Annotated in this window: 11 protein-coding genes; 10 read left to right on the forward strand and 1 reads right to left on the reverse strand. The window is 63.2% G+C overall.

Annotated features, from left to right (window positions below; genetic code table 11):
- Window positions 1-119: 119 nt before the first annotated feature.
- A complete protein-coding gene (sucC, locus tag KTJ77_RS02710; protein WP_217336974.1) occupies window positions 120-1,286 on the forward strand; it encodes an ADP-forming succinate--CoA ligase subunit beta in 1,167 nt (388 codons plus the stop codon).
- Between the two features lie 31 nt (window positions 1,287-1,317).
- On the forward strand, window positions 1,318-2,220 hold the full coding sequence (sucD, locus tag KTJ77_RS02715) for a succinate--CoA ligase subunit alpha (RefSeq protein ID WP_217336975.1): 903 nt from the start codon (window positions 1,318-1,320) through the stop codon (window positions 2,218-2,220).
- Window positions 2,221-2,689: 469 nt separating this feature from the next.
- Here the strand turns inward: sucD and KTJ77_RS02720 are convergent, their stop codons facing one another.
- The gene (locus KTJ77_RS02720) at window positions 2,690-4,087 is read right to left on the reverse strand and encodes an NCS2 family permease (protein ID WP_217336976.1); all 1,398 of its coding nucleotides are present in this window, start codon (window positions 4,085-4,087) and stop codon (window positions 2,690-2,692) included.
- Window positions 4,088-4,144: 57 nt separating this feature from the next.
- Between KTJ77_RS02720 and KTJ77_RS02725 the strand changes: the two genes are divergently transcribed.
- The 8 genes from KTJ77_RS02725 to KTJ77_RS02760 all read left to right on the forward strand — a co-directional run bounded on the left by KTJ77_RS02725 (window position 4,145) and on the right by KTJ77_RS02760 (window position 14,622).
- Window positions 4,145-4,594, forward strand: coding sequence for a nitroreductase family deazaflavin-dependent oxidoreductase (locus KTJ77_RS02725; protein WP_217336977.1), 450 nt, complete (start codon window positions 4,145-4,147; stop codon window positions 4,592-4,594).
- 172 nt (window positions 4,595-4,766) lie between these two features.
- Window positions 4,767-6,170, forward strand: a complete 1,404-nt coding sequence (locus tag KTJ77_RS02730; RefSeq protein WP_217336978.1) for a DUF6350 family protein — start codon at window positions 4,767-4,769, stop codon at window positions 6,168-6,170.
- A 9-nt stretch (window positions 6,171-6,179) separates the two neighbouring features.
- A complete protein-coding gene (purN, locus tag KTJ77_RS02735) occupies window positions 6,180-6,785 on the forward strand; it encodes a phosphoribosylglycinamide formyltransferase (RefSeq protein WP_217336979.1) in 606 nt (201 codons plus the stop codon).
- Window positions 6,786-6,796: 11 nt separating this feature from the next.
- Entirely contained in the window at window positions 6,797-8,404 is a 1,608-nt protein-coding gene (gene purH / locus KTJ77_RS02740; RefSeq protein ID WP_217336980.1) for a bifunctional phosphoribosylaminoimidazolecarboxamide formyltransferase/IMP cyclohydrolase, read from the forward strand.
- 172 nt (window positions 8,405-8,576) lie between these two features.
- Window positions 8,577-10,106, forward strand: a complete 1,530-nt coding sequence (locus tag KTJ77_RS02745; protein WP_217336981.1) for an AlkA N-terminal domain-containing protein — start codon at window positions 8,577-8,579, stop codon at window positions 10,104-10,106.
- Window positions 10,103-10,597 (forward strand): methylated-DNA--[protein]-cysteine S-methyltransferase, encoded by a 495-nt coding sequence (locus KTJ77_RS02750; RefSeq protein ID WP_217336982.1) that lies wholly within the window; start codon window positions 10,103-10,105, stop codon window positions 10,595-10,597. The genes KTJ77_RS02745 and KTJ77_RS02750 overlap by 4 nt, the downstream gene beginning before the upstream one ends.
- Before the next feature lie 405 nt (window positions 10,598-11,002).
- Window positions 11,003-12,826: an ABC transporter ATP-binding protein gene (locus KTJ77_RS02755; protein WP_217336983.1), complete on the forward strand. Its 1,824-nt coding sequence runs from the start codon at window positions 11,003-11,005 to the stop codon at window positions 12,824-12,826.
- Complete coding sequence (locus tag KTJ77_RS02760) at window positions 12,823-14,622, forward strand: ABC transporter ATP-binding protein (RefSeq protein ID WP_217336984.1); 1,800 nt, start codon at window positions 12,823-12,825, stop codon at window positions 14,620-14,622. The genes KTJ77_RS02755 and KTJ77_RS02760 overlap by 4 nt, the downstream gene beginning before the upstream one ends.
- Window positions 14,623-14,806 lie beyond the last annotated feature (184 nt).

Here is a 14,806-nt window from a genome sequence, read left to right on the forward strand (position 1 = left end):
CTCCGTGCTGATCACAACGGAAGAAATTCGGGGCACTCAGAAAGGAGTAGTAGGCTGGTAGTTGGTCGATATCTCGATATCGAGAGACTTTCATCAACCGCGCCCACGAAGGAAGCACAGTGGATCTGTACGAGTACCAGGCACGTGACCTTTTCGAGAAGTACGAGGTGCCGGTTCTCGCCGGTATCGTCGCGGACACTCCCGAAGAGGCTAAGGCCGCCGCCGAGAAGATCGGTGGAGTTGTTGTTGTTAAGGCCCAGGTCAAGACCGGTGGTCGTGGCAAGGCTGGCGGCGTTAAGGTCGCCAAGACGCCGGAAGAGGCATACGAGGCTGCTCAGGCAATCCTCGGCCTCGACATCAAGGGCCACGTCGTCAAGCGCGTCATGGTCGCACAGGGCGCACGCATCGCGCAGGAGTTCTACTTCTCTGTGCTGCTTGACCGTGCAAACCGCTCCTACCTGAGCCTGTGCTCGGTTGAGGGTGGCATGGAGATCGAGGTTCTCGCAGTTGAGAAGCCCGAAGCTCTGGCACGCGTTGAGGTCAACCCGCTGCGCGGCATCGACAAGGAGAAGGCCGTCGAAATCGCGACGGTTGCAAACTTCCCCGCAGAGCTCATCGAAAAGGTCTCAGACGTTTTCGTCAAGCTCTACAACGTTTACAAGGGCGAAGACGCAACGCTCGTTGAGGTCAACCCGCTCGTGCTCACCGAAGAGGGCGACATTATTGCTCTCGACGGCAAGGTCACGTTCGACGACAACGCGTCGGAGATCCGTCACCCCGAGCACGAAGCGCTCGAAGACAAGGACGCAGCTGACCCGCTCGAGGCAAAGGCAAAGGCTGCTGGCCTGAACTACGTCAAGCTCGACGGTGAAGTTGGCATCATCGGTAACGGTGCTGGCCTGGTCATGTCGACGCTCGACGTTGTTGCTTACGCTGGTGAGAACCATGGCAACGTTAAGCCGGCAAACTTCCTCGACATCGGTGGCGGAGCTTCGGCAACGGTCATGGCTGCCGGTCTTGACGTCATCCTCGGCGACGAGCAGGTCAAGAGCGTTTTCGTCAACGTCTTCGGTGGCATCACGTCGTGTGTTGCTGTTGCTGACGGCATCGTCAAGGCCCTCGAAATCCTCGGCGACGCAGCAGCTAAGCCGCTCGTTGTGCGCCTCGATGGCAACCAGGTTGAAGAGGGTCGCGCGATTCTCGCGGCCGCCAACCACCCACTCGTAACCCTGGCCGCAAGCATGGATGAGGGTGCCGACAAGGCCGCTGCCCTCGCCAACGCCTGATTCGGACTGAAGGAAAAAGGGACTTAAGAATATGTCGATCTTCCTGAACAAGGATTCCAAGGTCATCGTCCAGGGCATCACCGGTGGCGAGGGTACCAAGCACACCGCGCTCATGCTCAAGGCAGGCACGCAGGTCGTCGGTGGCGTCAACGCACGCAAGGCTGGCACCACGGTTGAGCACGTTGACGCAGCTGGCAACCCGGTTTCGCTCCCCGTGTTCGGCACCGTTGAAGAGGCAATGAAGGAGACCGGCGCTGACGTGTCGATCGCTTTCGTTCCGGGTGCCTTCACCAAGGCCGCCATGGTCGAGGCTATTGACGCTGAGATTCCGCTGCTCGTCGTGATCACCGAGGGTGTTCCCGTCGGCGACTCGGCAGAGGCTTGGGCATACGCGATTGAAAAGGGCAACAAGACCCGCATCATCGGCCCGAACTGCCCTGGAATCATCACGCCCGGCGAGGCTCTCGTTGGCATCACGCCGGCAAACATCACGGGCAAGGGCCCGATCGGTCTCGTCTCGAAGTCGGGCACACTGACCTACCAGATGATGTTCGAGCTGCGCGACCTCGGCTTCTCGACCGCAATCGGTATCGGTGGCGACCCCATCATCGGCACGACGCACATCGACGCACTCGCTGCGTTCGAGGCTGACCCCGAGACCAAGGCCATCGTCATGATCGGTGAGATCGGTGGAGACGCTGAAGAGCGTGCCGCTGACTACATCAAGGCGAACGTCACCAAGCCCGTCGTCGGCTACGTTGCTGGCTTCACGGCACCCGAGGGCAAGACCATGGGCCACGCTGGCGCCATCGTCTCCGGCTCGGCTGGTACCGCACAGGCCAAGAAGGAAGCCCTCGAGGCTGCCGGCGTTAAGGTCGGCAAGACGCCGTCCGAGGCTGCTGAGCTGATGCGCGCCATCATCGCTGCGCTGTAATCCACTCGGATTCTCGAACGCCCCCGGAGTTTTCCGGGGGCGTTCGTCGTTTCTGGGGAGGTTCCTCGGGGAGGTTTCTGGTTTCGTCGTTTCTGTTCCGTGGTTCCGTCATCTCCGGTCCCCGTGGTTCCGTCGCGGGGGTGCGGGTCGGGGCGGGGATGTCGTGAGAACCAGAGAATGTCGCGACAGCGATAGATTTTTCGCGTATTCATGTGGGTGTCGGTGTTTTTTGTGGTTCTCGCGACATGGTTCCGGGCAGAAGCATGCCGCACAATCCAGGGGGCGGAACCAAGGGAGGCGGAACCAAGGGAGGCGGAACCAAGGGCGCGGAACCGGGGGACGGAACCAAGGGCGCGGAACCAGGGGGCGGAACCAGGGGGGCGGAACGCTCGCGCGGGCAAATGAAAGAAGGGAGCCTCCGCCGTGTGGCGAAGGCTCCCGAATGCTCGTGCGTGAGCGAGCGTGTGATTTACGCGAACAGCGCCTCAATCGGGCCGCGTGCGAAGAAGATCACGAAGCCGGCAGCGACGATCCACATCAGCGGGTGGAGGGTCTTGGCCTTGCCAGCGAGGGCCTGAACGACGACCCACGTGACGAAGCCTGCACCAATACCGTTAGCGATCGAGTAGGTCAGCGGCATCGTGGCGACCGTGACAAAGACCGGCAGCAGCACAGCGAAGTCGCTCAGGTCGATGTTCTTGATCTGACCCATCATCATTGCGCCAACGATCACGAGCGCGGCGGCGGCAACCGAGCCGGGCACAAGACCGGTGATCGGCGTGAAGAACATCGCAACGATGAACAGCGCGCCGGTGACGACGTTTGCCAGACCGGTGCGAGCACCTTCACCAATACCCGAGGATGACTCGACGAACACGGTGTTCGAGCTCGTCGACGTGAGACCACCAGCGATCGCACCAACACCCTCAACAACAAGCGCGGACTTGATGCTCGGGAAATCACCCTTCTTGTCAGCCAGGCCCGCTTCGGTGGCGAGACCCGTCATGGTTCCCATCGCGTCGAAGAAGTTGGAGAACAACAGCGTGAACACGAGCATCACGATGGCGATCAGAGAAACCTTGGTGAAGTCGAACGAGAAGTCGACCGCGCCGATCAGGCTGAGGTCGGGCAGGCCGACAAAGCCGGTGAAGTTGAACAGGCCTTCCTGCGGGTTGATCAGGTTGATGATGCCTGCGATGACGGATCCAGCGACGAGGCCGAGCAGCAGGGCGCCCTTTACCTTGAGGGCGACGAGCGCACCCGTAATAAGAACCGTAATGACAAACAGCAGGGTGCTGATCGAAGCAATCGAACCGCCCTGGCCGAGCTCAACAGGCGGCGACGGCAGGGTGGTCGACGTGGAGAATCCAGCGTTCACAAAACCGATGAACGCGATGAAGAATCCGATGGCGACCGTGATCGCGATCTTGAGCTGCATGGGAACCGCGTCGAAGATCATCTTTCGCAGGCCGGTTGCCGCAAGCAACACGATGAGCACACCGTTGATAGCAACAAGCGCCATTGCCTCGGGCCACGTCACGTGGCCGACAACCGAGAACGCCACAAACGCGTTGATTCCGAGACCAGCGGCGAAGGCGAACGGAAGGCGAGTCACCAGACCGAACAGGATCGTCATGACACCGGCGGTCAGCGCGGTTGCCGCGCCAACAGCTTCGAACGTGAGTTCGTTGCCAGCCACGTCGGGCTTGCCCGACAGGATGATCGGGTTGAGGATAACGATGTATGCCATCGTCACGAACGTGACGACGCCACCGCGAATTTCGGTACCGACGGTTGAACCGCGCTCCGAAATGTGGAAGAAACGGTCAAGACCTGATTTCGCTTCAGTAGGCGTGCCAGTCGCCATGAAATCTCCTGTACGGGTTAGGGGATGAACGTGGCGCGGATCCGGGAAAGGAAAAATATGCCACTCACAGGAATTTACCAGCCAGGAACGTCGGAATGGGCACGTATTCAGGCAGAAGCCTTCGAATCATCGGGCGGAACCAGCCGGGGCGACATCGACGGGAGGCCGATCATCGTCCTGACGACAGTGGGCGCAAAGTCTGGTTCCCTCAGAAAAACGGCGCTCATGCGCGTCGAGCACGAGGGCAAGTACGCCGTCGTGGCGTCGCTGGGCGGTGCGCCGAAGAATCCGAGCTGGTATTACAACATTCGTGCAAACCCGCATGTCGAACTGCAAGATGTGAGCGACAAAGCTGACTATGTTGCTCGCGAACTTACCGGTACGGAACGGGATGAGTGGTGGGCGCGAGCGTGCGCGGCTTTCCCGCCGTACGCCGGATATCAGCGCAAGACCGACCGGATCATCCCGGTGTTTCTGCTGGAACGTGCGGAACCAGTAGGCAAGTAAAGCGCGGAACCTGCAGGCGAGTAGAGCACGGAACCAGCAGACAAGTAGAGCGCGGAACCTGCGGGCAAGAAACGCGCGGAACCTGCAGACGATGAAAGCGTTGGCGTAAAGATTGTCAGTCACAGCGCGGGATCAGGGGCGGGGGAGCTCTGGCCGGTAGGGTCAAATGGCCATGCACCGCTTGATCATTGCCCTCCTCGCCGCGTTTGACGCACTCGTCGCGGCGGCCGTCGGGATCGCCGCAGTTCTTGCACCGCTCACGGTGATGTGGGCGCTGTCACTCGGTGCGACCTACTGGGAGGGACTGTGGCCCGCGACGGCTGCGGTCTGGCAACTCGGTCATCACGTTCCGCAGGCCGTCGAGCTCGCGCCTGAGTATCTCGTCGCCAGCGGTATCCCGGCGGAGGGGGCGTCATTCGTCCTTTCGCTTGCACCACTCGCGTTCCTTGCCTTCACGGCATGGTCGGGTGCGCGTTCGGGCATCCGCGCCACGCGTGCCGGCGGCTGGATCACGGGATTCATTTCTGGCGCTGTGACGTTCACGCTCATCGCGGTGGTCGTTGACATCACGTCGGCTAACCCGATTGCCACGTCTGACCCATCCCTTGCAATCGTGCTTCCCGCTGTCGCATACGGGGTTCCGCTTCTTATCGGCGCGCTCGTGCGTGCGTGGATTGATGGCGACGAGGGCATCATCGATGCCCTGCACGATCGCGTCGATCAACTCCCGACGGTGTGGGCAGAGACGCCTGGGCTCATTGTGCGCGGCACGGGGGCCGTGCTCCTCGGCTTCATCATGCTCGCGGCCATCGGCGTTATCGTCTCCGTCATTACCCGTGGCAGCGACGTTATTGCGCTGTATCAGGCGTCAGGTGTTGATGCGATGGGTGCGACGATTTTCGCGCTCGCCAGCATCGCATACCTGCCCACCCTGATGGCGTGGGCGCTTGCCTGGATCGCGGGGCCAGGTGTTGTCCTCGGAACGGGCGCGTCCGTTTCCCCCGCGGCAACCCACCTGGGCGTCCTGCCGGGTTTGCCCCCGCTCGGCCTGGTTCCCGAGGTATCCCACACGTTCTTGCTCGCCGTCGTGCTGCTGCCCATTGGCATTGGTGTGCTCGCTGGCTTCATGCTGCGCTCCCGCTACACCGTCGTCGTCGGCGACGACGAACCATACCTGCCCCGTATCGTCATGACGGTCGCCGTCTCGGCGCTCGCTGCCGGGGCAGCAGCCGTGGTGTTCGCGCTCGCCAGCGGTTCGCTTGGTCCTGGACGCATGGCTGAGTTCGGCCCGCAGATTGGGCTTGCGACGCTCGCGCTGTTCGTCGAGGTTGCCGTCGGCATCGCTGTGCCCCTGCTGGTGCCGCGGTCGAGTGATGACGAGTTCGAGGGTGATGACGCATGGGGCGACGCCGACGTCGAGGCCGATTACGCGACGGCCGAACATCTTCGCGCAACCGCCCCTGCGACGGCGACGGTGCCGTCATCTGGCCTGTTGGTTCCGGAACCATCGGCAGCTGCTGAGGCTCCGCTGACGAACGATGACACAGAGACAAAGCCCATCAGCGACGCGGACTAGACTGGTCAGGTGCTAACGGTCGCCGTACTTATCTCGGGCACAGGATCCAATCTGCGTGCGCTGCTTGAAGCAGCAAGCGACGCTGATTATCCGGCTCGCATCATTGTTGTCGGTGCCGACCGCGAAGCTGACGGCCTTGCACATGCCGAGGCCTTCGGGATCCCCAGTTTTGTGGTTCCGTGGCAGGGTAAAGACCGCCGCGCCGAGTGGGGCGCTGAGCTTGCCGCGCAGCTGGCCGTATGGAACCCCGACCTCATCGTGCTCTCCGGCCTGATGCGCCTGCTGCCCGCTGCCGTTGTCAGCGAGTTCGCGCCCAACATCATCAACACCCACCCCGCATACCTGCCGGAGTTCCCGGGTGCGCACGGCGTGCGTGACGCGCTCGCTGCGCAGGTTTCGCAGACGGGCGCCAGTGTCATCGTGGTCGACGAAGGTGTCGATTCCGGTCCGATTCTCGCTCAGGAGCGCATCGCGATCCTGCCTGGCGACGACGAACATGCCCTGCATGAACGAATTAAGCCCGTCGAGCGGCGTTTGCTGATCGACGTGGTCCGTGACATTGCGAACGGTGCCATTGATTTGGCGTCGCTGAGCGAACCAACCCCGCACTCCTGAGAGGACGCACCATGGCAGGCCCCCGCCACGATTCTGCTGATTACCGTGAACGCGACGTCGTACCCGTTCGCCGAGCACTCGTCTCGGTCAGCGACAAGTCGGGTCTGCTTGACCTGGCTGCCGCTCTCGCCGACGCTGGCGTCGAGATTGTCTCGACCGGTTCGACGGCGCAGACGATCCGTGATGCTGGCCACGACGTGACCGACGTTTCGAGCGTCACCGGCTTTCCGGAGTCCCTCGACGGCCGCGTGAAGACGCTGCACCCGAGTGTGCACGCTGGCCTCCTCGCCGACCTACGCCTGGAAGACCACGAGCGTCAGCTCGGCGAGCTGGGCATCGCGCCGTTTGAGCTTGTCGTCGTCAACCTCTACCCGTTCGTTGAGACGGTCGCCTCTGGCGCCCAGGGCGATGACGTTGTCGAGCAGATCGACATCGGTGGCCCCGCCATGGTGCGCGCATCCGCGAAGAACTTCGCAAACGTTGCCATCGTCGTCTCGCCCGCTTCTTATGGTTCCGTCATCGAGGCGGTCAAGGGCGGCGGAACCACGCTCGGCCAGCGCCGTGAACTTGCGGCTCGCGCGTTTGCGCACACCGCGAAGTACGACACCGCCGTTGCCGCTTGGTTCTCAGAAGAACTGCTTAGCGACGGGTACGAGCTTCCGGAGTACCTCACGATTCAGGCGGAGCGCCTGTCGACCCTGCGCTACGGCGAGAACTCGCACCAGCGCGCTGCCATCTACACTCGTCAGGGCGGCCGCGGTATTGCGCAAGCGCAGCAGCTGCAGGGCAAGGAGATGTCGTACAACAACTACGTTGACGCCGATGCTGCGCTGCGCGCGGCTTTTGACATGATCAAACCGGCCGTTGCGATCATCAAGCACGCGAACCCGTGTGGCATCGCGGTGACGGCGCCCAACGCGCTCGACCCGATCGCATCTGCTCACTTGCGTGCCCACGAGTGCGACCCGGTGTCGGCCTACGGCGGCGTGATCGCCACGAACGGCAAGGTCACACTGAAGATGGCGGAGAACCTGCAAGACATCTTCACCGAGGTCATCGTGGCGCCGAGCTACGAGCCCGAGGCGCTGAACCTGTTCAGCAAGAAGAAGAACCTGCGCGTGTTGCAGCTACCGGAAGACTGGCAGCAGGAGCGCATGGACGTGCGTCTGGTTTCCGGTGGTCTGTTGTTGCAAGACGCCGACCGCTTCCCCGACAACATCGCGTCGGTCGCCAACGACTGGCAGCTCGTTACCGGCGAGCGTCCAGATGACGCCACGATGGAGAACCTCATCTTCGCGTGGAAGGCCTGCCGCGCGGTGAAGAGCAACGCGATTGTGCTTGCGAAGGGCTCAGCAACGGTCGGTATCGGCATGGGCCAGGTCAACCGCGTTGACTCCTGCCGCCTCGCCGTCGAGCGTGCCGGTGAGCGCGTTGTCGGCTCGGTTGCCGCATCCGACGCATTCTTCCCGTTTGCTGACGGCCCTCAGGTTCTCATCGACGCCGGCGTTTCGGCGATCGTGCAGCCCGGTGGTTCCGTGCGTGACGACGAAGTGATCGCCGCCGCTCGCGCAGCGAACGTGACGATGTTCTTCACCGGAGAGCGTCACTTCTTCCACTAAACAGTGATTTTCATTGGGCGTCTGGTCTTCTGGCCAGGCGCCCAATGGCGTTTGCGGGGCGGAACCAGGGGGAATGGGCTTCGACGGAACCAGGGATCCGGCTGTGGGGTCAAGAAACTGTCATGTCCGATTTCCGCTAGGTCGCGCTTTATGCGCGTGGCACAGTAGAGGCATGACATTCACGGCCACATTCGATGAGCGGTACCGCGCGATCAGCGCGCGCGATGCCCGCTTCGATGGCCAGTTCGTCACGGCGGTGCGCTCCACCGGGATTTATTGCCGCCCATCGTGTCCGGCGCGAACCCCGAAAGAAGCGAACGTCACGTTCTATCCCACCTCGGCGGCAGCGCATGAGGCCGGCTATCGCGCCTGTAAGCGGTGTCTGCCGGAAGCCGCGCCAGGATCCCCGGAGTGGGATCTGCGTTCCGACACCGCGGGCCGTGCGATGCGGCTCATCGCCGACGGCGTCGTGGAGCGCGAGGGCACCGAAGGGCTCGCGCGCCGCCTGGGATACTCGAGCAGACACCTTGGTCGCTTGCTGACCGCGGAGTTGGGAGCTGGCCCGCTCGCCCTCGCCCGCGCACACCGGGCACACACGGCCAGAATGCTGTTGGTCGGCACCGATCTCAGCGTGACCGATGTTGCCTTCTCGGCTGGATTCGCGAGCGTGCGGCAGTTCAACGACACCATTCGCGAAGTGTTTGACATGACGCCGGGAGCGTTGCGCGCGCGCCGCCGTGACCATGCAGATGCCCCTCCTGGGCTCATTGAGCTGACGCTTCCTTATCGCGAACCGTTCGATGCGGCCGGACTGTTTCGCTGGATGGCCGCCCGCGCAATTGCAGGCACGGAGACCGCCACCGACACGTCGTACAGTCGCGTCGTTGCGTTGCCTGGCGGACCCGCCTGGATGCGCCTCACCCTCTCCGGTACGCGCCTCGCACTCGCGGCACGGCTCACCACGCTCTCCGACCTCCGCGTGCTGGTAGCGCGCGTGCGACGCCTCTTCGACCTCGACGCTGATCCGCTCGCCATCGACGCAGCCCTTGCCCAGGTTCCGCTCGCTCAGCGACTTGTCGCCGACTGCCCCGGTATTCGCGTGCCTGGTGCGATGAGCGGTGACGAGATGCTGATGCGGGCGATGGTAGGGCAACAGATCTCGGTGCCCGCGGCCCGCACACATCTCACCCGCCTCACTGCAGAGTTGGGGGAGATGGCCGATGTCGGGCCTGAATCCGCGCGGCTGTTTCCGACGATGCGCGCGATCGCCGACCACGGAGCGACGGTCTTGCGCGGGCCCGCTGCGCGTATCCGCTCGATTGTGGAGGCTGCGCGCCGTCTCGCCGACGGCGACCTGGCGCTGACGAGCGGCGACGACTCGCACGAGCAACGCACCGCCCTCCTCGCGCTGGGTGGCGTTGGCCCGTGGACCGCCGATTATGTGCGCATGCGCGTCGTCGGCGACCCCGACATCACCCTCCCAGGCGACGTCGCCGTGCGCGCAGGTGCCCGGGCTCTCGGAGCGCCAGACGACCCCGCCGGCTTCGCGCTCTGGGCGGAACAGTTCGCCCCATGGCGCTCCTACCTCACCGCACATCTCTGGCGCGCGACAGCGCCAGAGTCAACCCGCGATATCCCACCCGCACCGAAAGCCGCATCCGCAACGAAAGCCGAAACCGCAACGAAAGCCGAAACCGCATGAGCGCCACGATTGAATTTCTTGACACCGCCGATGGCCCCTTCGGCATTCTCGCCCGCAATGGTTCCGTCATCGCCTCCGGCTGGACGGACAGCGCCGACGCCCTTCTCAATCGCCTCGCTCAGGCCCATCGCCCCGTCGACGTCGCTGAGGGTGACACGGGCGCCGCGGCCGATGCCGTGCGCGCGTTTTATGCGGGAGACCTGCAGCCGATCATGGCGGTTCCGGTGACGCAATACGGAACCACGCTACAGCAGGCCGGATGGCACGCGTTGCGCACGATCACGCCTGGCGCGCCGCTCACGTACAGCGAGTTTGCCGTGCACCTCGGGTCGCCTTCTGCCGTGCGTGCTGCCGCGTCGATTTGCGCCCGCAACGCGCCCGCGCTGTTTGTGCCGTGTCACCGGGTGCTCCGCTCCGACGGAACCATGGGCGGCTTTGCGTGGGGAGTGGCCGTGAAGCAGGCGCTACTGGCGCGCGAAGCGGCAGCCTAGCGTCCACGCGCGCAGTGGTTCCGCAGCCCGTGCGCACCGTGATTCCGAAGACCGTGCGCACCGTGGTTTCCTAGTGCGCGTGCGGGAACAATCCGCCGAAGTTCAAGGTTGCAACTGAGGTGACGGAGTTGTCGCCAAAGATAAACCTTGCGCTCAGCGAACTCACAGCTATAGTCTGGAGGGCTGTTGTGTCGACCGGCACAGCATCCCTGAGGTCGAGGAGGCCACCATGCACACGAATGCCATTATCGCGCTTGTTGCCCCGCGCCCCGGCTTCACTCGTCGCGCGCGTTAGCGAAGCGAGGCAACGCCCCGCCTGAGGCGTAATCAGGACTGCGAGCTGGTTTCGCAATGCGCCCTTGGCGCCCCGTTTGTTTTATTTAGCTTTTCAATCCCGCAAGGATCATGACTACTCCCGCGCCTTCTGTAAAGAGCTCTTTGTCGACCACGCGCGCACTGTTGCGCCTGAAACCCTTTGTCCGTCCGATCTTCGGACGCCTCATCCTCGGTGGCCTCAGCGCCCTCGGCGGCGCGGTCATCGCGCTGATGATTCCGATTCTGCTGGAGTCCGTGATTAGCGGCCCCGTCGCCGATGGCGACATGGTTGCCATCATCTGGGCATCAGCCGCCGTGCTGCTGCTTGCCCTCGGTGAGGCCCTCATGGTGTGGCTGCGTCGCTACTTCGTGCTGACGCCCTCCATGAAGGTCGAATACGACATGCGCATGTCGTTCTACTCGCGCCTGCAGCAGCTTCCGGTCTCCTTCCACGACCGCTGGGGTTCCGGCCAGCTGCTGAGCCGCATGATGCAAGACATCGGCCTCATTCGCCGGTGGCTCGCGTTCGGTCTCATCCTGTTGGTGGTCAACATGCTGACCATCGCGATCGGTGCGGTGCTGCTATTCCGCTGGCACTGGCTGCTCGGAACCATCTTCTTGCTTTCGGGTATTCCGCTGTGGATTCAGGGGTACCTGTTCGAGAAGAAGTACGGTGCGCTTTCGCGTCTGAGTCAAGACCAGGCTGGTGACCTCGCGACCCAGGTAGAAGAGAGCGTGCACGGTATTCGTGTGCTCAAGGCGTTTGGCCGCGGCAAGCACGCGCTGCACAAGTTCGCGAGCCAGGCAGAAAGCCTGCGCGAAACGGAAATCAGCAAGGCCAAGGCTGATGGTGCCATTTGGTTCTGGCTTGTCATGATTCCCAATGTCGCGTTCGGCGCCAGCCTGCTGGCTGGCGTGTGGCTGACGACGCAGGGCGCCCTGGATGCCGCCCAACTGTTCGCCTTCTTCGCAATGGCGGCGGTTCTGCGCTGGCCGATCGAGTCCATCGGTTTCCTGTTCTCCTTCATGATCGATGCCCGCACCGCGACTGACCGCGTATTCGAGGTGTTCGACGAAATCAACACCATCGCTGACCCGCAGACACCCGTCGAGATGCCGACATCGCGCGGAGAGCTGGTGTTCGACAACGTTCACTTCCGGTATCAGGATGCCGGTAGCGCCGAGCATGATCTGCTGAACGGTGTGGACCTCGCGCTCAAACCGGGCGAGACCATGGCACTTGTGGGCCTCACCGGTTCGGGTAAGACCACGCTGACCACGTTGCCGACGCGTCTGTATGACGTGACGGCTGGTCGCGTACTCCTCGACGGCGTCGACGTGCGTGACTTGCGCTTGAAAGACCTACGCCGCCACATCGCGATGGCGTTCGAAGATGCGACGCTGTTCTCTGCAACCGTGCGCGAAAACGTGCTGCTCGGTCGGGCTGAGCTTGACCCGCACAGCCCCGAGGCGGAACGCGTCATGCGGGAAGCACTCGACATCGCGCAGGCCGCGTTTGTTGACGACCTGCCCGAGGGTGTGGAGACCGTGATCGGTGAAGAGGGGATGAGCCTGTCGGGTGGTCAGCGCCAGCGATTGGCGCTCGCCCGTGCGGTCGCGGCCGCGCCAGCGGTGCTGGTGTTGGATGACCCGCTGAGCGCGCTCGATGTTGACACCGAAGCGCTGGTAGAGGCCGCGCTGCGTGAGGTGCTGCAGACCACCACCGCGCTCATCATCGCGCACCGTCCGTCGACCGTGGCGCTGGCTGATCGCGTTGCCCTGCTCGAAGCCGGGCGGGTCACGGCCGTCGGTAAACACTCCGAGCTGATGGCTTCGAGCGAACACTACCGACACGTCATTTCGAGTCTGGAAGATGAACAAGCCCGCGCGCGGGAGACGGAGGTGAACCTGTGAGCACCGTCATCGGAACCCAGGGTGAAGAACGCCTGGACTACACGAAGGCCGAGAGTAAGGCGATCCGTCGCCGCTCGATGAAGCTGCTTGGCTCGCTCGTGAGCCCGTTGAAGTGGTGGCTTGTGCTGGCCGCACTCGTGCTGGTTGTCTCCACTGCGTTCCGCGTGGCGGTGCCCGCCATCATTGCGTACGGGATTGACGTCGCGCTCCCCGCGGCTACGAAACAATCAGAATGGGCGCCGACGTGGCTGGCGTCGATTCTGCTCGTGATCGCCGGTATCGGCGGAGGTGCGTTGATCGCGGCGTACGCCGTGCTCGCCGCAAAGCTCACCCAGGCGGTCATGCTTGACCTGCGCAAGCGCATCTTCCTGCACACGCAGCGGCTGAGTCTCGAGTTTCACGAGTCGTACACGTCTGGCCGCATTATTTCGCGCCAAACGAGCGACCTGGAATCGATCCGCGAGCTGCTCGATGGTGGGCTGAACCAGCTCGTCTCGGGCCTGCTCTACGGCGGCTTCACGCTGGCCGCGCTCATGATGCTGGATTGGCAATCGGGCATGGTGCTGTTTGTCATGTTCATTCCGCTGTACTTCCTGATGCGCTGGTTCTACACCCGATCGCAGCTCATTTACCGTGAGTCGCGCGTGGTATCGGCAAAGGTGATCGTGCAGTTCGTGGAGACCATGACCGGCATCCGCGCCGTCAAGGCGTTCCGCAAGGAGCCCTCGAACGACGACAAGTTCGCCGATGTTGGTGGCCAGTACCGCGACGTGAACCTGCGCTCGATGAAGCTGTACGGCACGTTTGACCCGGGCATGATGGCGATCTCCGCGCTCGCGCTTGCCCTCGTCGTGCTGTTCGGCGGATTGCGCTCGCTCGAAATCGGTGTGCTGCTGGCCGCCGTGCTGTACGTGCGCAACTTCTTTAGCCCGCTGCAAGAGGTCGCGATGTTCTTGAACTCGTATCAGTCGGCAACAGCCGCCCTCGAAAAGGTGTCTGGTGTGCTCGAAGAGCAACCGACGGTTCCGGACCCCGTGAAGCCCATCGACCTGTGGGAAGCCCGCGGTGACCTGACCTTTGACAAGGTGACCTTCGGTTACTCCGCAGGCCGCACGATCCTGCCGAACTTCTCCCTCGATATTCCGGCTGGGCAGACGATTGCGCTGGTCGGAACCACGGGTGCAGGAAAGACGACGCTCGCGAAGCTGGTGTCGCGTTTCTACGACCCTTCCGAGGGTGCCGTGAAGCTAGACGGCGTTGACCTGCGGGCCATGCACCCGAAGGACCTGCGCCGAGCCATCGTGATGGTGACGCAGGAGGCGTACCTGTTCAGCGGCACGGTTGCCGACAACATCGCCCTCGGTAAGCCCGAGGCGACGTTCGCGGAGATCAAGGCTGCCGCCGAAGCGGTGGGCGCTGCCAGCTTCATCGAGGCGCTGCCCGACGGCTACAACACCGACGTCAACAAGCGTGGCGGACGCGTGTCTGCCGGTCAGCGCCAGCTGATCTCGTTTGCGCGCGCCTTCTTGGCTGACCCGGCGGTGCTGATTCTTGACGAAGCGACGGCGTCGCTCGACATTCCGTCTGAGCGTCAAATTCAAGAGGCACTACAGACGCTGCTCGCCGACCGCACCGCGATCATCATCGCGCACCGTCTGTCGACGGTGGCGATTGCTGACCGCGTGCTCGTGATGGAACACGGCCAGATCATCGAAGACGACGCGCCTGCCGCGCTCATCGCGGGCACAGGTAAGTTCGCCCAGCTACACGCGGCCTGGCGCAACAGCCTGGTGTAGTTCTGGGCACGAGGTCAGTGCGAGACGTTGTCTCGTGGCCGTGAGGGGCTTGAGCCTTGCGACTCAAGCCCCTCACTCATATCCCGCGCTGGTTCCGCCCCTGGGCCCGCATCCGTGGTTCCGCCCTGGTTCCGCATCCGTGGTTCCGCCCTGGTTCCGCCTTCTGATTCCCGCGCCCCACGTG

It is taken from the genome of Microbacterium sp. NC79, assembly GCF_019061125.1.
In the GTDB taxonomy this organism is placed as follows: Bacteria; Actinomycetota; Actinomycetes; order Actinomycetales; family Microbacteriaceae; genus Microbacterium.